The sequence below is a fragment of the Methylotuvimicrobium buryatense genome (assembly GCF_005931095.1).
In the GTDB taxonomy this organism is placed as follows: domain Bacteria; phylum Pseudomonadota; class Gammaproteobacteria; order Methylococcales; family Methylomonadaceae; genus Methylotuvimicrobium; species Methylotuvimicrobium buryatense.
Genome location: NZ_CP035467.1, coordinates 3,874,196 through 3,891,098, shown reverse-complemented (window position 1 = coordinate 3,891,098; position 16,903 = coordinate 3,874,196). Strand labels below are relative to the sequence as shown.

At 50.3% G+C, this 16,903-nt stretch carries 21 protein-coding genes; 14 read left to right on the top strand and 7 right to left on the bottom strand.

Going from position 1 to position 16,903, the window contains the following annotated elements; translation table 11 throughout:
• Positions 1–18: 18 nt before the first annotated feature.
• Positions 19–822 carry a hypothetical protein gene (locus EQU24_RS17365; protein WP_138767206.1) on the bottom strand — a complete coding sequence of 268 codons (804 nt, stop codon included), beginning with the start codon at positions 820–822 and terminating at the stop codon, positions 19–21.
• A gap of 211 nt (positions 823–1,033) precedes the next feature.
• Between EQU24_RS17365 and EQU24_RS17360 the strand changes: the two genes are divergently transcribed.
• Positions 1,034–2,317, top strand: coding sequence for an ISKra4 family transposase (locus EQU24_RS17360; protein ID WP_017841684.1), 1,284 nt, complete (start codon positions 1,034–1,036; stop codon positions 2,315–2,317).
• 6 nt (positions 2,318–2,323) lie between these two features.
• On the opposite strand, the gene EQU24_RS22520 is transcribed toward EQU24_RS17360, so the two are convergent.
• The 3 genes from EQU24_RS22520 to EQU24_RS17350 are packed head-to-tail and all read right to left on the bottom strand — an operon-like array spanning position 2,324 to position 3,351.
• Positions 2,324–2,461: a hypothetical protein gene (locus EQU24_RS22520; protein WP_175421700.1), complete on the bottom strand. Its 138-nt coding sequence runs from the start codon at positions 2,459–2,461 to the stop codon at positions 2,324–2,326.
• A 42-nt stretch (positions 2,462–2,503) separates the two neighbouring features.
• The gene (locus EQU24_RS17355) at positions 2,504–2,932 is read right to left on the bottom strand and encodes a hypothetical protein (RefSeq protein ID WP_017842355.1); all 429 of its coding nucleotides are present in this window, start codon (positions 2,930–2,932) and stop codon (positions 2,504–2,506) included.
• 23 nt (positions 2,933–2,955) lie between these two features.
• Positions 2,956–3,351: a hypothetical protein gene (locus tag EQU24_RS17350; protein ID WP_017842356.1), complete on the bottom strand. Its 396-nt coding sequence runs from the start codon at positions 3,349–3,351 to the stop codon at positions 2,956–2,958.
• 656 nt (positions 3,352–4,007) lie between these two features.
• Here EQU24_RS17350 and nifV point away from each other — a divergent pair.
• The 13 genes from nifV (at position 4,008) to EQU24_RS17290 (ending at position 12,949) form a co-directional block, all read left to right on the top strand.
• Positions 4,008–5,132: a homocitrate synthase gene (gene nifV / locus EQU24_RS17345; RefSeq protein ID WP_017842357.1), complete on the top strand. Its 1,125-nt coding sequence runs from the start codon at positions 4,008–4,010 to the stop codon at positions 5,130–5,132.
• A gap of 8 nt (positions 5,133–5,140) precedes the next feature.
• A complete protein-coding gene (locus tag EQU24_RS22515) occupies positions 5,141–5,293 on the top strand; it encodes a hypothetical protein (protein WP_017842358.1) in 153 nt (50 codons plus the stop codon).
• A complete protein-coding gene (cysE, locus tag EQU24_RS17340) occupies positions 5,293–6,042 on the top strand; it encodes a serine O-acetyltransferase (RefSeq protein ID WP_017842359.1) in 750 nt (249 codons plus the stop codon). Before EQU24_RS22515 ends, cysE begins: the two co-directional genes overlap by 1 nt.
• Positions 6,042–6,542 carry a hypothetical protein gene (locus EQU24_RS17335; protein WP_017842360.1) on the top strand — a complete coding sequence of 167 codons (501 nt, stop codon included), beginning with the start codon at positions 6,042–6,044 and terminating at the stop codon, positions 6,540–6,542. The genes cysE and EQU24_RS17335 overlap by 1 nt, the downstream gene beginning before the upstream one ends.
• A gap of 107 nt (positions 6,543–6,649) precedes the next feature.
• Positions 6,650–6,973, top strand: a complete 324-nt coding sequence (locus EQU24_RS17330) for a (2Fe-2S) ferredoxin domain-containing protein (protein WP_017842361.1) — start codon at positions 6,650–6,652, stop codon at positions 6,971–6,973.
• 2 nt (positions 6,974–6,975) lie between these two features.
• Positions 6,976–7,476: a hypothetical protein gene (locus EQU24_RS17325; RefSeq protein WP_017842362.1), complete on the top strand. Its 501-nt coding sequence runs from the start codon at positions 6,976–6,978 to the stop codon at positions 7,474–7,476.
• Between the two features lie 182 nt (positions 7,477–7,658).
• The gene (locus tag EQU24_RS23065; protein ID WP_017842364.1) at positions 7,659–7,856 is read left to right on the top strand and encodes a hypothetical protein; all 198 of its coding nucleotides are present in this window, start codon (positions 7,659–7,661) and stop codon (positions 7,854–7,856) included.
• A 5-nt stretch (positions 7,857–7,861) separates the two neighbouring features.
• Positions 7,862–8,836, top strand: a complete 975-nt coding sequence (locus EQU24_RS17315) for a DUF364 domain-containing protein (protein ID WP_026130350.1) — start codon at positions 7,862–7,864, stop codon at positions 8,834–8,836.
• Positions 8,833–9,279, top strand: coding sequence for a hypothetical protein (locus EQU24_RS17310; RefSeq protein WP_017842366.1), 447 nt, complete (start codon positions 8,833–8,835; stop codon positions 9,277–9,279). The genes EQU24_RS17315 and EQU24_RS17310 overlap by 4 nt, the downstream gene beginning before the upstream one ends.
• 2 nt (positions 9,280–9,281) lie before the next feature.
• Positions 9,282–10,535 carry a (Fe-S)-binding protein gene (locus EQU24_RS17305; protein ID WP_017842367.1) on the top strand — a complete coding sequence of 418 codons (1,254 nt, stop codon included), beginning with the start codon at positions 9,282–9,284 and terminating at the stop codon, positions 10,533–10,535.
• Positions 10,536–11,340: 805 nt separating this feature from the next.
• The gene (locus EQU24_RS17300) at positions 11,341–11,910 is read left to right on the top strand and encodes a hypothetical protein (protein WP_017842368.1); all 570 of its coding nucleotides are present in this window, start codon (positions 11,341–11,343) and stop codon (positions 11,908–11,910) included.
• 1 nt (position 11,911) lies between these two features.
• Entirely contained in the window at positions 11,912–12,229 is a 318-nt protein-coding gene (locus EQU24_RS17295; RefSeq protein WP_017842369.1) for a thiosulfate sulfurtransferase GlpE, read from the top strand.
• 12 nt (positions 12,230–12,241) lie between these two features.
• Positions 12,242–12,949, top strand: coding sequence for a dinitrogenase iron-molybdenum cofactor biosynthesis protein (locus EQU24_RS17290; RefSeq protein WP_017842370.1), 708 nt, complete (start codon positions 12,242–12,244; stop codon positions 12,947–12,949).
• 42 nt (positions 12,950–12,991) lie between these two features.
• On the opposite strand, the gene draG is transcribed toward EQU24_RS17290, so the two are convergent.
• The 3 genes from draG to nifA form a co-directional block, all read right to left on the bottom strand.
• On the bottom strand, positions 12,992–13,894 hold the full coding sequence (gene draG, locus EQU24_RS17285) for an ADP-ribosyl-[dinitrogen reductase] hydrolase (RefSeq protein WP_235726432.1): 903 nt from the start codon (positions 13,892–13,894) through the stop codon (positions 12,992–12,994).
• Positions 13,895–14,525: 631 nt separating this feature from the next.
• On the bottom strand, positions 14,526–15,332 hold the full coding sequence (locus tag EQU24_RS17280) for an NAD(+)--dinitrogen-reductase ADP-D-ribosyltransferase (protein ID WP_026130351.1): 807 nt from the start codon (positions 15,330–15,332) through the stop codon (positions 14,526–14,528).
• Positions 15,333–15,373: 41 nt separating this feature from the next.
• Positions 15,374–16,900: a nif-specific transcriptional activator NifA gene (nifA, locus tag EQU24_RS17275; RefSeq protein WP_017842373.1), complete on the bottom strand. Its 1,527-nt coding sequence runs from the start codon at positions 16,898–16,900 to the stop codon at positions 15,374–15,376.
• Positions 16,901–16,903: the final 3 nt, after the last annotated feature.

The window sequence follows — 16,903 nt, the reverse complement described above, 5'->3', positions numbered from 1 at the left end:
TTCCATCGAGGCTATTTGCTAAACCGAAATGTGTAGGTCGTCCCGCCGCTTGCAGACATAGCGATTTGCGTAAGGTGAAATATCTTCAGCTACTTCTACGGCAGTAATCTCAAAAGTTATTATGGCAGGACCGACTATTAAGTAAAATAAATGCTCTTTACTTAAAATAAAGTTATCTAATTTTTGTTCAATATGTTCTGGTTCTATAAGAAATAAAAATTCATCTATATCATTTATTTTACCTTTATTTAAAGCATAGCCGTTTCCAACTAACTCAAACTCATCCCCATAAACATTTTTTACTACGATGCAGTTGAAAGCATCGTCATGATCCTCAATATAGCAAAAATGCTTACCATATAATTTTTTAAGGATAATAAAAATATCATCCCTTTTTAATAATATAAGTTCATCAATACCATTATTAAAAATTAATTCTTTAATGTTTGTTGAAAGCGAAAGGGTATCGACTATGTCTTTCCACAGTCTCACTATTGCCTTGTTCGTCGTTCCATCATAATCTGTGTAAACAAGACTCCAGTTAATATCACAGTAAAGCAGAAAGAACGCGATAATCCTAAACTCTTGTATTCCATTCTGTATAGCGGCATCAAGAGGATGGCACATAAGGTAATTAATATCACCCCCAGCATCTACAAGCATTTTGGCAATTCTTAATTTAAGAATACCAAAATCATTTTCTTCATAGCGTTTTTTTAGCTTATTTTGTCGTAAAGTACATTGACGCTGTGAAATTTCACCATGTCGAAACTGGTTCCCGACTATTAAAAGCTCATCTAAATAACATCGGCATTGATTCAATCTAGCACTTACAAGCCGGGTAAAAATAGATACTACATCTTCTACTTTGTTAGGGTTTGCGCCTATCTCAAGGAGAAGTTCTACAAGTTCAATATCTGTACTATCTACAGCATATCTTAGAAATTGACCTTCGCTCAGGCCGGGTGTTGATTTTGAATAATGTTACATTCTAAGGTAAGGTTGTGATTTTTAAATAGAGCAAGGAAAACCAATGGCTGAAATTATAGCGCGTAACGGTAACGATCTGACGGTTCAAGTCACTATAAAACTGACCGGCAGTTTAATGGAGATGGAAAATACGATATTGGATGGCTGTAATGAAATAGGCTGTTTGGCAACCACAGAAGCGTTGAAAATATTTGATACGGATGGGGGGCCAATAAAATTGGGTGATACTAAAATGACAGCTCGAGACAAGGACAACAAAACCTATCAAACGCCATACGGCAGTGTGCAGCTGGGGCGCTATGTTTATCAAACCTCAAAAGGCGGCAGAATTTATTGCCCTCTGGAGCACAAAGCACGGATTATCCGGGGTGCAACGCCAAAATTTGCCCAACAACTGTCGCATAAATATGCCAACATGAATGCACCGGCGGTCTGTTTGGATTTAGAAGACAATCATCATCGAAAAATAGCGCATTCTTATTTGCAGGATGTGAGCGATTGGGTGGGTGGCATTGCGGGGGCCAAAGAAGAGCTTTGGGAATATGACATTCCGCCCTTGGATGAAGCGATAACGACCATTGTCGTCAGTCTTGATGGCGCTTATGTATTGATACGTGAGGACGGTTACCGGGAAGCGATGGTGGGCAATATTTCGCTTTATGATGTGACCGGCAAACGTCAGCATACCATCTATATCGGTGAAGCCCCCGAATATGGGAAAGGCACATTTTTTCAGCGTTTGGAAAAAGAAATTGTTACCGTCAAAAAACACTATCCCGATGCCCTCTATTTAGGTATTGCCGATGGTGCAAAAAATAATTGGTCGTTTTTAGAGCAACATACCAGTCGTCAATTACTGGACTTTTTCCACGTCACTGAGTATCTGGCAAACGTCGCTTATGCTGCCTATCCAGGAAAAACGGACAAACCCAAGCGCATAATTTGGCTAGATGAACGCTGTAAACAGCTAAAACGTGAACCCGGTGCAGTCGAAACACTGATCAGTGAAATGGAAAAATTGGCCCAAAAAACCAGCCTGACAAAAACAGTCAAAGAGAATTTGGAGGCCGCGCTAACCTATTTTAAAAACCATAACCAGATGATGGATTATGCAATGCATACAGAAAAAAACTTACCTATTGGCTCAGGCGTCACCGAAGCTGCTTGCAAGACGCTGGTGAAGCAACGGCTTTGTGGTTCAGGTATGCGCTGGAAAAACCAAGGGGCTAAAGTGATTTTATCTTTACGTGCATTGGTTCAGTCTAAAGGAAGATGGCAACAGTTTTGGGATAAGATTGATCAATATGGTTCCCATGTGTGCGTATAATTCACATTATTCAAAATCAACACCCCTCAGGCCAATATCACAATTTGGATCAGCACCTTGTTCGCACAGACTTTTAGCTAAAATCTTGTCTCGTTTTTGTAAGGCGACAGCAAGGCGCTTATTTAAGGTTGCAATGGAAGGCATGTTTGATACCGGTTATTAATAGTAAAGCCTAGATTTCTTAAATTAACCTGTTATGGCTTTAATCATTCCATTTGAATATTCAATTGGGGTTATAACATACAACGGTTCATCAGGCACTTTAACGGCTCCTGTGTTTTTTATTGGGCAATAAATTTGATTAACAGATTCAATTTGTTTGAAGACTTCTTCAAACAAATCCAAACCAAGTATATCGATGTCTGAGGAATGAACAACACCGGAAAACGATTCCGATTCACTTTTAACCGAGCTAACAATTTTGGTTTGATAGCGGTCAGGTATTGGTTGCCATACTGCGTTTTGAAAATCTGATGACGCCAATATTTTTAAAGCCGCAGTTTTTTGTTCATCGCTGCCATTTAAAAAATATCCTCGTCCAGCAATCGCATCAACAAATCCTGCTTCTTTGTCGAAGCAAAACCACAAATTTATACAAAGCTCTGACTTGTTCATAGGTTTCCTTGAGTATATGCCGGTTAGGTATTGAATAGCGCAAGAACTCGCCACAAAATATAGAAAAACACACCAATAATGAATAGTAAGTATTGCAGATTACTTGCTCGCTCCATTTTCTCAACGAATGGCTCAAGTCGCTTTTGCATCTGCTGGAACGTCTCATCGGCCAAGAGAGCCTTTGCGTTTTCGATCATGTGTTGTCGATGTAGGTGGAGATGACGAACGCCAAAATAAAAACTGCCACACCATGCGTGCAAGGCAACAATAACCAAAATTAAGTCTGTGGAAAGAACCTTGCCTTCCATTTGTTTTAGTGCATAAGCTATTGCCGCTCCAGAAGATGCAAGCAAAAAGTATATGTATTTGCTCAGTTCTTCGGCAAGTCGCACTGCGAGCGAGTTTACGTCTTCTTTCAAAGCAGAACTCCTTTAATACCAAAGGGAATTAGTTAAGTTAACGAGCGGAATGGTCAAGTCTTGCAATCAATCATTTATAAAAGACCAGTAAAAGACTAGCACGCGTAGCTCCAAATAGCGAAGCCTATTCGGAGGAACAAACGCCTTCATTCGTCCGATTACGTTTCGCTAATCGGACCTATGGCCCTGAATGTTTTGACTGTGGCCAATGCACATCGAAACGTTCGGGGCGGTTCGGCTCTTGCCCAAGCTCTGCTTGGGCATGAAGTCTTGGAAGCTCCAGCTTCCCGAAGCCGGCAAGCAGAGCTTGCGAGACGGGTTTCCCAAACAGAGTTTGGGAAACAGCGGAAGATGTGTATAACGATGAGCGCAGAGCATGCACGATTAGGGTTAAGTCTTGAAATCAATCATTTATAAAAGACCAGAGGCCTTACTTTTGACATTAAGGCATTTGCAACTCCTCCTTCTATGATTGTCGCGTTTGCGACAATTCATCATTCCAATGCCGGCTTGTCTTGTCGGCATCCAGCCAAATACACCTGCAAGTCATTGTTTTTCATTGATTGAAAACTTGGCAAGCGATTTGCTCTGATCAACGGTAAAGGCGCTGTTCCTTTCGGAATGGCTTGTTGACCGAAGCGATTTTGAGGTGATGCATGGAAAACCGTCCGCGCACTATCGTCATCGACGACACGACTCTCAGAGACGGCGAACAGTCGGCCGGCGTCGCGTTTTCGCTCGACGAGAAGCTCGAAATCGCGCGGCAGTTGGCGAAGATGGGGGTGCCGGAGCTCGAGATCGGCATTCCGTCGATGGGTGAGCAGGAGCGCGACGAAATCCGCGCGATCGCCGCGCTCGGCTTGCCGTGCCGGCTCGTGGTCTGGTCAAGGATGCGCGAAGACGATTTACGGTTGTGCAAAGACTTGCATGTCGAACTGGTCGACTTGTCGATCTCGGCGTCCGATCAACACATTCGCCATAAATTGAAACAAAGCCGGGCGTGGGTGCTGAAAACCATCGAACGCTTAGTCGAAAGGGCGTGCGATGCGGGCCTGAGCGTCTGCGTCGGCGCCGAAGACGCCTCGCGCGCCGATCCGGATTTTCTGGCGCGATTCGCCGAAACCGCGCAACGGGCCGGCGCTGAACGGATCCGTTTCGCGGACACGGTCGGCATCATGGAGCCGTTCGGCGTGCTGGAAGCCGTTCGAAGACTGCGCGCCGAGACCGATCTCGACATCGAAATGCACGCGCACGACGATCTGGGCTTGGCGACGGCCAATACCTTGGCCGCGGCACTGGCCGGCGCAACGCATCTGAATACGACGGTCAACGGATTGGGCGAGCGGGCCGGCAATGCCGCGCTTGAGGAAGTCGTCGTCGGTTTACGGCAATTGTACGGGATCGAAAGCGGTGTCGACTTACGCGAGTTCACTGAATTGTCCAGGCTGGTCGCCGAAGCGTCGGGCGATACGATCGGCTCGCGCAAAAGCCTGATAGGCAGCGCGGTATTCAGTCACGAGGCCGGCATTCATGTCGACGGATTTTTGAAAGACCCGAACAATTATCAAGGCATCGATCCGGCCGTAGTCGGGCGCAATCATCAGTTGGTATTGGGCAAGCATTCCGGAACGCAGGGAGTCATTCATGCCTACCGGCAGTTGGGTATTCAGCTCAGCCAGACTCAAGCCGCCGCCGTGCTGCCGCAGGTTAGGCAGTTCGTCAGCCAATACAAACGGACACCGCAAGCATTCGAATTGGATTATTTTTTACAAACTGTGTGAGGTGTGTCATGAACGAAAACCACGAAGTAGAACGTACCGAACCTGAAATCGAACTTATTGCAAGCGAGGAAATTCATGAGCAGGACGATAATTACCCGGGCAGCTTTTTCAGGATTCCTGGCACGCCGGTGCCCGGTCAAACCGAGTGGAGTTTGTTGTAATGGTTGCCGTGATACCGGAACGATCCGTGACGGTTGATCTTGGTCTATGGCGGCAATGGCGTGAAGACGTTGCCTGTGTTTTTGCCCGCGACCCTGCGGCGCGCAGCCGGATAGAAGTATTGCTCGCCTATCCCGGTGTGCATGCAGTGCTGCTGCACCGGGTCAGTCACCGTCTGTGGCGATCGGGTTGGTATTTGTCGGCCCGTCTGCTGTCGGCGTTCACGCGCTGGCTCACGCATGTCGATATACATCCCGGCGCGACGATAGGCCGGCGTTTCTTCATCGACCACGGCGCAGGCGTCGTGATTGGAGAAACCACGATCATCGGCGACGATGTCACGCTGTACCACGGCGTGACATTGGGCGGAACGTCATGGAACAAAGTCAAGCGCCATCCGACCTTGGGCAACAATGTGCTGATCGGTGCCGGTGCGAAGGTGCTCGGCGCGATCACGCTGGGCAATAACGTTAGGGTCGGAGCGAACTCGGTCGTCGTCAAGGACGTGCCGCATTGCTGCACCGTGGTTGGGATTCCGGGGCGCGTGATTCAGAGCAAGGGCGTGAAGATACAGAATCCGAACGGTATCGATCTCGATCATCATCTGGTGCCCGATCCGGTCGGGAAGGCTATTAATTGTTTACTCGAACGTATCGATCAGCTCGAGGCCCGACAAGAAAAGCTCAGTGACAAGCACTGCGAAACCTGCGATGCGGATTCGGTTTGCCATCCCGAAACGGAGGCTGCCTGATGGATCTGCTCGATTTTGATGCCCAGGATCTCTATTTCGAGCGTGAGGACTCGTTTGAGGTCCGGACTTTGATAAAAGAGGCCGCCGAATCTTACGGCAGCGGAGACGGCGAATTGCCGTTGCTTCAGGCCTATCTGCGCGCGCCGGAATCTCTGAACGTATTGGTCGCATTGAACCGCTTTTATTACTACCGACACCGTTTGAGCGAAGCGCTACTGATTTCGGAAAAAGCCCTGGCGATCATTCGTGCCGGCCTTGCGTTCCCCGAAGATTGGCGGCAATTGAACATCGGTTTGCTCGGTTCGGTTCCGTCGGCAAGTTTGACCCGGGTAAGACTTTATTTATTCACATTGAAATCGATCGGCTTTCTGCACATGCGTCTCGACAATCTGGAATTGAGCCGCAGCATATTCGAGAAACTGGTCGAGCTAGATGTCAAGGACCGCATCGGCGCACACGCTTTGCTGGAATTGGTCGTTGAACGGCAAATTCATGTGTAGGCGCGCATCGCGCACCTTCTTTCATGCCTTTTGTGTCTGCCAGTGATAAATGGGTCGCGATGCGTACCCGACGACATTTGTAAAATTATTTGAAAGGAACGATAGCCATGCCAAAACCCGAAAAACACGTCTTCGTCTGCACGCAAAACCGGCCGCAAGGCCATCCGCGCGGTTCCTGCGCAGCGAGCGGTTGCAGCGACGTCATCAACGAATTCATGAACGAAATACAAAACCGCAATCTATTCGAAAAAATCGCACTGACCAATACCGGCTGCATGGGGCCCTGCATGATGGGGCCTAGCGTGTTGGTCTATCCCGAAGGCGTGATGTACGGCAAGGTCAATAAGGAAGACGTGAAGACCATCATCGACGAACATCTGCTCGGCGGCACGCCGGTCGCCGCATTGCAAGTTCCCGCCGAGGTTTGGTAGCGATGGGCAGATTTAACTCGATCGAGGAGCGGGTCTTGTTCAGCCCGGATGTTCCTGCGCCGGTCAATGCGCTGTTACAGGCAGCTGTTGCGGCCAGTCGATGTGATGAAACGGAAGCCGAGAGGCTGTTTATCGAAGCCCGCCGGCTGGATTGTCACTGTCTCGATACCTATTTCGCATTGTACAAATTCTATTTTTACCGGGCGCGCTTGGCCGATGCCGAACAGGCGGCGCTAGCCGGTTTGGAAGAAGCCGCTCGGCAAGGACGTTTCCCAGCCGATTACAAACGCTTGGCGCGCGAAAAAGAAAAATGGAATCTGTATGCGAACGGCATCACGCATTTTTATTTGTACTCGCTGAAGGCGCTGGCTTTTATCAAATTACGAAGCGGTCAGGATGCGGAAGCCCGGGTGATCCTATCGGTGATCAGCGACTTGGATCCGGAAGATCGGTCGGGCGTTTCGGTTATCAGCGATTTGGCTTCGGCATTGGAACAAGAATAGTCATGGTAACGCTGACGCAAAGAATCGAAGAGCAGCGCGAATTCGGCGAGGCTATATGACGCGCGATAAGCGAGTCGATACGGGAATTAGGCTTCGCCGAGAATGACGGTCCGGTAGGATTTCCGGTTTTCGACCAAGCCGAATTCCGACTGGTCACCGACCCCTATAGCCGGCATGATGACTTGGTCGGTTATTGGTTCGATACCCAAAAACAGCGTGTCGGGCAAATTCAATTTCACGGCGACGGCGGCTTTTATGCCGAATACGATGTGCTGAAACCTCACCCTGTCAAGCTCGATTATTTTATCGATACGATGAACGCTTGGGGCCGGAAAGGGCAGATCAAAACCGAAGCTCAGATTCTGGCGATGGCGCGTTGATCGGCATGGACGATCCCCGGCGAATTTATGAAATGCTGTTGGATTATTGCTCCGGCGGATCTACGGTAGGTAGCTTGACGATCGGCTTGGTGTGGACTGTCTGCCGCGAGAGTCAAAACGATAACGCCGGATTATGCATGAGTCCAGGCGTGCCGACGCGAACCTTGCCGTGGGCAGGCGCTTTGACCGGCAAACCCTTGAGCGAACTGGCCGCCGGTCTCATGTCGTGGGATCCCTATCAAGCCTGCCTGGCGATGGCGGCGGTTAATTGTTGCATCAACGCGCGTACCTTGCCGGAGTCGGAACCGCTCGATGCGGCTCCAGGGCGGGAAAATCTCGCGGTTTTCGATTATTTCCTACCGCACCTATGCGATAAAAAAGTCGCGGTCGTGGGACGTTATCCGGGGCTCGAACTGTACCACGAACAATTGGATTTAACGGTATTGGAGTTGAATCCCGGGCCGGGCGACTTCCCGGCGGCGGCCTCGGAATATGTCTTGCCGATGGCCGATTGGGTATTTTTGACCGGCAGTTCGATTCCGAACAAGACTTTTCCGAGGCTCGCCGAATTGTCGGCGGGTGCCGTCACCGTGCTAATGGGGCCGACCGTGCCTTGGCTGCCGCAATGGCATGAATTCGGCATCGACTATTTGGCCGGTATCGAGGTGACCGACGCGGACAGGCTATTCGAGACGGCGGCGCAAGGCGGAGGCGTTAGGATTTTCGGTAACGGCGTGCACTACCGCGTCGCCGAATTGTCAGATCGAAACAACCTGGCGTGGCTGAAGACGCAAATCGCCGAATGTTATGCCGAAAAATCCCGACTGACTGAAGCCATGGAGCAGTGGTATGAAAGAGGCAATACGGCGCGCTTTGAAGCGTGGGAAACTTTGGAACGCGTAAATACCCGGTTATCTCGTCTCGACTCCGGTTTCAAACGATTATGGGACCGGTCGAACATGAATGGTGTGAACGGATGAACGATATCATTAACGAATTCAACGATTGCCGTCTGTTGCTTTATTACAAAGGAGATATCAGTGCGCTGACATTGTTCGCACAGCAAGCAGACGGTACAGTTTGTTTCCCGGAAGCTTTGCCTGTGCTTTCGAGCATGCTGGAAGAAAAACGAACGGTGCCGAATAAAATTGCCAGACATCCGACGGCATTGGTCAATGCCGTCGGAGAGCGTTTGGAACTGCCGACAGGTTTGCTGTTGACCGAATCCGGATTCAAGGAATATATCGATACGCCGGGCGGCGTCATCACCGTTTTCATGGCGCGTTTCGACCGTCTCGACCCTCCGCACTCGTTGATGCAAGCCAAAGGCTGTGCGCTTAAACCGCTAGGATCGTTACGCGGTAGACCGCCTGCGGAATTGGAATTGCTCCGGCGTGCCTATGAGCAGGTGATGGAGTCGTAATTTTGTTCGAGTTTTTCGAATCCGATAATGCTTGTTCGGAGTTGTTAAGCGGCAAAGGCCCTTATATTCCGGATTCGGCCGAATGCATGCGATGCGGAATGTGCGTCGGCCAATGTCCGACCTACAAACTTTTTCAGCTCAACGAAGAAACGCCGCGCGCACGTATAAGAACGATCGAAAAGATTCTTGCGGGCGGCGAGACCGTTAGCGCTTCGGAATTGGTGCATTTGAATAGCTGCCTGCTATGCCGGGCTTGCGAAACGGCGTGTCCGAGCCGGATGGCCTACGGCAGTTTATTCGATAATGCGCAAGCGGTTTTGAGCGAAGGCCGCCGGAGGACAATTTTAGCGGCTTCGGCCTTCAAGCTCATCGAATCGAAACTATTGCGTCGTGCGCTGATAACGCTGATCACCTTGTATATCCGCTCCGGACTGCAAAGTCTTGTCCGGCGTAGCGGGTTATTAAAAATGCTGAATCTCGTTGAAGCAGACGGCATATCGCGCCTGCCTTCTTTATCGGGAATGGCTGATCGGTACCCGGCAAAAAAGAAGACTCTAGGTAAAGTCGCATTGTTTACAGGCTGCTTAACGGAACCGTTCGACCGTGAAACGTTAAATGCTGCGACCGATTTGCTGAACGCCATCGGTTACGATGTCTTAATACCGAAAGGACAAACCTGCTGCGGTGCAATACACCAACACAACGGCAAACAGCAATCCGTACCTGATTTCATTCGGCGTAACCGAGAGGCTTTTGCTGCGCTCGATATCGATGCGGTTGTTTTCATCGCAACCGGCTGCGGCGCGATGCTCGACGAATACCCGCAAGATGATGAGCCAGGAGTTGAATTTCACGAGCGCCTTTTCGATGTCGACGATTTTTTACTGCAACATTGGCCGGACCGGCTTCGTTTGAAGTCATGTTACCTTAAAGTTGCAGTACATGAACCTTGCAGTCAGCGCAACGTCCTCAAAAATCAGAAATCGGTTTATGCATTGTTGCAAAAAATTCCCGGCATCGATGTTCAACCGTTATCCGGTTCTGATGTCTGTTGCGGTGCCGGCGGTGCCTATATGCTGACGCATCCCGAGAATGCCGCACGTTTACGGGATATGAAACTTCAAGCCATCGCATCGGCTGCGCCGGATGTCGTCGTGAGCGCGAATTTCGGCTGCGCCTTGTATCTGAATTCGGCTGAATCGAGTCCTACCGTAAAAGTTATCCATCCTTTAAAGCTGTTGGCCGATTGTTTGTAGCTCTTAATATCTCGAAGAGCGCACGAAACCGGCCTCAGGCAAGTTGCCGCCTCACTATGCATCATTGCCATTAAGTTAAGGGAAGCCCGTCATTCCGCCATGGATTGGCGGAATCCAGTGCCATGGATGGCAAGCTTTTGAAGCACATTAGAGCCTGAATGCAAGCATTACTTATTTCTGTGATGGCTTAACTTAACCTGATTAGCAAGATGCTTCAGCTTGCCGAAGTCAACTGTCCGAGCAGTGGCCAGTCGTAGCCACTTCTGCGGGACGGGTTATTTAACCCGTCCCCAACGTTTCGGTTTGCCCTAAACAATTCGGCTGACTTCGGCCAAAGTCAAAACGTTTAGTACGGGGTTGCAAACCCCGTCCTGCCAGGGACATGCTGGTTTTTGGGTTTTAGCTGAAGAAACTTGCTAATCAGGTAACTTAATGGCTGTGCTCACTATGCATTGTCGTCAATACGACAAACCGGAAAAAATCGATTCGCTTGAATGTTATCTTTAAAACAAATTTAACCCGTCTGGGTCGGTAAAATAGCGTCAATCAATTGACAATCAATAAAAAATTTAAATAGGCATGGTCTCTGCTTAAGATGGTTATGCCCATCGCACTTCAAATTTCGGCATTACGCATGGAGGCGCCGGGGTGTTCGGCAAAGGCTGTGACAGCAGGGATGCTGTCACAGAGCCTACATGGACGTATTCACGGCGTCTTTTGACGGACCCCCGGCGCCGAAATTTGACCAGCCAAAGGGTATAAAAGCTTTCCGCATTTTCAATCATTCCTTAACGGAGACTAGTCGATGTTGTTAGATCATTACAATAAACAAGGGTTGTTGACGGTGATTTCGGTACTTGGCAAGACCGGGACTGCCGGCGTCAGCGCGTTTCGCGGCGATTTGGTACTGATCGAAGGGGCGCTGCGCGAAGGTTCGGCGACCGACCGCAAGCCGCAGGAGCTCGTGATCAGGCATGCCAATCTGTTGGCCGATGCCGAGACGATCTTGTTCGCAAGCGGGTTGCTGTACAGGCTCGAGCATTTGCCGGTCTTCATCGACAAATACAGGCCGGCCTTGACAGTCGAATCGTTGTTGCTGTTTCTGGTTGAAAACATCGAAACCGAGATGCGAATCGAACGCGACGGCCTCGTATTTCACTGTTATCCCTACCAGGGCGGTCTGGTCTGGAACGATTTGCTGGATCTGCTTTACATCGAAAAATCCGACTTGAAGGGGCAGTCCGCCGAAGATAAGGTCATCACGGTTTTCGAGGCGGCGAAAGGTTTTGTCGGCAAGGCACCGAGCCTTACTTATGAAGACGCGCTGACGCAAACGATCGAAGTCGTCAAAGAAGACGCGGTCGGCCCGGTGTAATATGAAAAAGTTCAATACCCTCGCAGCCAGGGAAGCCGAAAGGCTAATCGGAACGGGTGCGCCGTTGATTCTCGATTGCCGCGAGCTGAAGGATTATCGCGCAGGGCATATCGATCATTCGATGCATCTGCATGAGCGGCTGCGCGAAACTTTAATCTTGAAAGGCGATAAGCGGCGGCCGGTGTTGATTTATTGCTATTACGGCCACGCCAGCGAGCATGTCGCCGAGATGTTTTGCGATTTCGGCTTCTCCGATGTTTACAGTCTGGCTGGCGGATTCGCCGGTTGGAAAGAATATTGTCAACAACTTCCGTCTTGAAGGTTTGTCATTATGACTCAATTATCCCGTGAACACGCATTACGCATCGCATTGGCGTCGAGAGCATTGCCCGGCGTCGATGTGCCGACCCTAATTGGTATCCTGCACGATAAAGTCGGCTCTCCTCTTGATGACGATAAACTCAAGGCGATTACCGTGACCAATCTTAAAACCGGTATAGGCAGTCTCGACGGAGAGGAGGACGGCGAAGATATCGGCATCGGTCTGGCTAATATCAAACTTGCGGTACGTTATTTATGGGGCGAGGAGGGCGAGGATGAAAATCTGCCGGAAATCCAATCCTACCGCGACGGCGATCTTCCCGAATCAATCCGAATCGCGGTCGCATCGAATTTCGGAGTGACCCTCAACGGTCATTTCGGTTCCTGTATCCGTTTTTTGATTTACCAATTGTCGCGCGATGAATACCGTTTGATCGATATTCGGTCGACCGTCGAGGCCGAAAGTTCCGACGATAAAAACCTGTTTCGCGCGAATTTAATCAAGGATTGCCATGTGCTGTTCGTGCAGTCGATCGGCGGACCTGCCGCCGCGAAAGTGATCCGTGCCGATGTCTATCCGATTAAAGTACCGGAGGTCATCGAAGCCCCGGAAAAACTTGCCGAGTTTCAAAGGGTGTTCGATTCACCGCCTCCCTGGCTGGCAAAAGCGCTGGGCCGCAGTGCCGAAGAACGTAAGCGCTTTAAGGCCGATGCATAAAGCCGGATAGCTTGGGTTAATTCGCCGCTTCAAAGGTGCTGGTTAAAGGAATTGCGCAATATCGATCAGTTCATTTGTTTGGGTATGTACGGCCTCGGCGACTTTGGCATCCAAACGGTTCAGCCAACGCTTAGGAATGTTTTGCACTCCGTATCGCGCGCCTGCAAGCATTCCAACCAGCGCGCCGGTGGTATCTGAGTCTCCGCCTTGATTAACTGTTGCGATCAAGCAGGATTCAAAATCTTCGCTATTGAAAAAACAATGCAAAACTGTTTGTACGGTATCGACAATATAGGCCGATGACTTGCCGGGGTAAGGACGATAAGCGAATTCCGGATTTTCGGAAATCAGCTTTTCTGCCGTGCGTAAACAGGTATCGACGCTTTCACCGTTAAGTAATTGTCCGGTCATGCGCCCGAGGGCTAAGGTCGCTGCATCGGACAACGGATGGTTGTGCGTGAGATGACATTGCTCGAGTGTCCAGTTATCGAAGCGATCGGGCTGGTTCAGCGTTGCCAGTACGACCGGGAGATTGCGCATGCATCCGCCGTTGCCGGCATCGTCTTCGCGCGGCGGGCCTGACAATTCGCCGGTTTTTTGGTAACGCTCGAGTCCGCGTCTGCAGGTATTGCCGATATCGGGCGGGTCGGATTCGAGCCAAGCAACGAAATTGTCAGCGACCGCTTTTAGGTTCCAGCCTCGATGATCGATAATCGCTTGCCCCAGCGCAAGCGACATTTGCGTGTCGTCGGTGACTTGGCCGGGTTCGAGCGCAAGCCAGCCGCCGCCGATGATGTCGCGGTGCACACCGTAACGCCGTTGGATCTGTTTCGGAGACATGAACTCGACCGTCGCACCAAGCGCATCCCCGCAGGCGAAACCGAGATATGCGCCCAATGCGCGGTCCAGTAAAGACTCGTTAATCATTTTAGGGTTTTGTAACAAATAACTTCCTGATATATCATCGTTCCTACGCTCAGCATCACTGCCATTAAGTTAATCCGTTCGTGGTGAGCCTGTCGAACCATGGGCGGATTAACCGTCCACCCTTCGACAGGCTCAGGGCGAACGGTTAATCCTTAGTGCTTTTGTCCCGCCTTAAGTGGGAAGCCAGTTAAGCCATCACAGAATTAAGTAATGCTTGCATTCAGGCTCTAATGTGCCTCAAAAGCTTGCCATCCATGGCACTGGATTCCGCCAGTCCATGGCGGAATGACGGGCTTCCCTTAACTTAACCTGATTAGCAAGATGCTTCAGCTTGCCGAAGCCAACTGTCCGAGCAGTGACCAATCGTAGCCACTTCTGCGGGACGGGTTATTTAACCCGTCCCCAACGTTTCGGTTTGCCCTAAACATTTCGGCTGACTTCGGCCAAAGTCAAAACGTTTAGAACGGGGTTGCAAACCCCGTCCTGCTAGGGATATGCTGGTTTTTGGGCTTTAGCTGAAGAAACTTGCTAATCAGGTAACTTAATGGCAGTGACGCAGAGCATGGGAACGATAAACTTGTGCGGGATATGCACAAGGCGTAAGAAACATTTAGGGGAGTTATTTTTTTTACCGTATCCTTAGTTCGCCTCAATGACTTACCCGGACCCGGTAAGCGCCGCCGATTGCCAAATATTCCGCTTCTCCACGCAAGGCGTGGCGGGGCAGTAGGTCGTTGAAAAAAATCAATTTTACCATCGGTACTTCGGTCTTCAGAATATAAGCTCCGAATTCGCTGGCGGTGCCCGGCTTATCGGTAAACGATACCAGATTGTTAAAACGCACGATTTTATCGTGTTTGGTTTCATGCCGGATGATGCAGTCGTCCAGCGTATCGACCCCTCGATACAGCGTCTTATGTCCTGCAGCCGGAAAGCGGAATCGTTCGATGATCCATTGACAATATTCGTAGAGCAGGTCCAATTGCATATAGATGCAGTTATTGTGATATCGGCTGTTCATCTTTTCTTCGATATAGCCGATCCAGGCCTTCGTGCCGAAGCCGGTAATGGGTTGCTTGTGATAGGACGGAAACAAACCGAAACGGCTTTCGACCCAACCTTTGAAAACCGCCGCTTGTGCATTGTTCGAGTCCATTCCCCAATCCTGTATCAAGCGCAAATAGCTATTGCGGTAACGCCGCCCTCCCGTTACGTCGTCCGCTAAGCGCTGCTCGGATTCGAAGCCGAATACGACGCACATATAGTCCTGAAACAAACGGCCGCATGTCTCGGGCGCCGATTGTTTCGCCAAGAGTTCGAAAAGGCCCGAAGCGGCTTCTCGGGTTCCGGCGATATGCAGCGGTTTGGGGTGTTCGTTAAATACGACGCTAGCGATACATTCGGTCGACAGGCCGGTTAAATTGGTACTGTGGCAATGCTCGGCAATGGTCGGCATCGGTTGCGTAAAAGGGATTTTGCTTGTTTCGTTAACCGAATTCAAATCTGCTTCACATGAATTTTGAGTGTTTGAATTCGGTAAGCGATTTGTCTCGGCGTCATGTCGAGCAGGCGCGCTGCTTTGGCTTGTACCCAGCCGCTTTGTTCGAGTGCGGCGATGACGCGTTCGCGTTCGTCTAGGTTATCATCGAGTAAATCCATGCTACGGACAGGCTGCGGTGCTAGCGTAATGCCTATTTCGCTTTCCAAACCGGTGCCGGCGATCACATCTCGGTCGATGATGCCGTCCTGACTCATGATCGCGGCGCGTTCGAGCCGGTTTTCCAATTCCCGGACATTGCCGGGCCAATGATGCTTCATCAAGATACGAATCGCACTTTCTTTGATTTCGAGCGGCCGTCCGGCTTGTTGTTTGGAAATACGTTTGAGTAAAAATTGTGCCAATTCGGGAATATCTTCGATACGCTCGCGTAGCGCCGGCATATTAATCGGCATGACATTGAGCCGGTAATACAAGTCCTCGCGAAACCGTCCTTCGGCGACCTCTTCTTCAAGATTGCGGTTCGTTGCGGCGATTACCCGTACATGCACTTTTAAGGTTTTAACGCCGCCGACACGTTCGAACTCGCCCTCTTGCAGCACCCGTAATAATTTGGCTTGGAACGAGGCCGAAATTTCGCCGATTTCGTCGAGAAACAAGGTGCCGTTGTCGGCGAGTTCGAAACGCCCCTTGCGCTGACCGATCGCGCCGCTGAACGCGCCTTTCTCGTGGCCGAACAGTTCGGATTCGAGCAAGGTGTCGGGCAGGGCCGCGCAATTCAATTTCAAAAACGGGCCATTCGCGCAGGCTGAATTGAAATGGATCGCGTTCGCGACGACTTCTTTGCCGGTGCCCGACTCGCCGCGTATCAGCACGGTCGTGTTCCATTTCGCGACTTGCCGGATGATGTCGAATACCTTCAGCATCGGCTCGGAGTGGCCGATGATGTTTTCGAAACGGTAGTTTTTGACTAGTTCCTGTTTTAGATAATCGCGTTCGTTGGTCAATTGATCTTGTTTTCGCTCGATCGCCCTGAGCGAATTGACGCTTTGCGCGATCAGGTTCGCGACCATCTCGAGAAAGCGGGCCTTCTCACCGAGAAAACTCGCTTCGGCCGGTTGTGCGGCTAGAATACCTACGACCTCACCTTGGTCCACGGCCAACGGAGAGCCGATGAAAGGCAAGTCGCGATTATAGACGCCCAGGCGGCTCAAGAAACGCGGTTCGTCGGTGATTCTGTCGACCACGATCGTGCTGCCTTCGTCCAGTATCGCACCGACCAGTCCTTCCCCGGGCTGATAACGCACCGACTTATCGATGTTGTCGCCATAGACTTCGCAGATGCTCATGCTGTCGTCATCGACCTCACGCAATGTGATCATGCCGAAATGAAGGCCGTTGCGTTTATGTAATATTTCAAGGATACCCCGCAATTTATCGCGTAAATCTCGGGTGCTGTTCAATAGTTGGCTGACTAGAAACAGCGTATCCAATTCGGATTCGACTAATAGCAGACGTTCGGACATGGC

Coding starts and splice junctions, on each gene's coding strand:
- EQU24_RS17300 (WP_017842368.1), top strand. CDS start 11,341: ATGTTGTTAGATCATTACAATAAACAAGGGTTGTTGACGGTGATTTCG.
- EQU24_RS17325 (WP_017842362.1), top strand. CDS start 6,976: ATGGGCAGATTTAACTCGATCGAGGAGCGGGTCTTGTTCAGCCCGGAT.
- EQU24_RS17360 (WP_017841684.1), top strand. CDS start 1,034: ATGGCTGAAATTATAGCGCGTAACGGTAACGATCTGACGGTTCAAGTC.
- EQU24_RS17315 (WP_026130350.1), top strand. CDS start 7,862: ATGGACGATCCCCGGCGAATTTATGAAATGCTGTTGGATTATTGCTCC.
- EQU24_RS17335 (WP_017842360.1), top strand. CDS start 6,042: ATGGATCTGCTCGATTTTGATGCCCAGGATCTCTATTTCGAGCGTGAG.
- EQU24_RS17355 (WP_017842355.1), bottom strand. CDS start 2,932: ATGAACAAGTCAGAGCTTTGTATAAATTTGTGGTTTTGCTTCGACAAA.
- EQU24_RS17295 (WP_017842369.1), top strand. CDS start 11,912: ATGAAAAAGTTCAATACCCTCGCAGCCAGGGAAGCCGAAAGGCTAATC.
- EQU24_RS17310 (WP_017842366.1), top strand. CDS start 8,833: ATGAACGATATCATTAACGAATTCAACGATTGCCGTCTGTTGCTTTAT.
- nifA (WP_017842373.1), bottom strand. CDS start 16,900: ATGTCCGAACGTCTGCTATTAGTCGAATCCGAATTGGATACGCTGTTT.
- EQU24_RS22520 (WP_175421700.1), bottom strand. CDS start 2,461: ATGCCTTCCATTGCAACCTTAAATAAGCGCCTTGCTGTCGCCTTACAA.
- EQU24_RS17330 (WP_017842361.1), top strand. CDS start 6,650: ATGCCAAAACCCGAAAAACACGTCTTCGTCTGCACGCAAAACCGGCCG.
- EQU24_RS22515 (WP_017842358.1), top strand. CDS start 5,141: ATGAACGAAAACCACGAAGTAGAACGTACCGAACCTGAAATCGAACTT.
- cysE (WP_017842359.1), top strand. CDS start 5,293: ATGGTTGCCGTGATACCGGAACGATCCGTGACGGTTGATCTTGGTCTA.
- EQU24_RS17280 (WP_026130351.1), bottom strand. CDS start 15,332: ATGCCGACCATTGCCGAGCATTGCCACAGTACCAATTTAACCGGCCTG.
- EQU24_RS17290 (WP_017842370.1), top strand. CDS start 12,242: ATGACTCAATTATCCCGTGAACACGCATTACGCATCGCATTGGCGTCG.
- nifV (WP_017842357.1), top strand. CDS start 4,008: ATGGAAAACCGTCCGCGCACTATCGTCATCGACGACACGACTCTCAGA.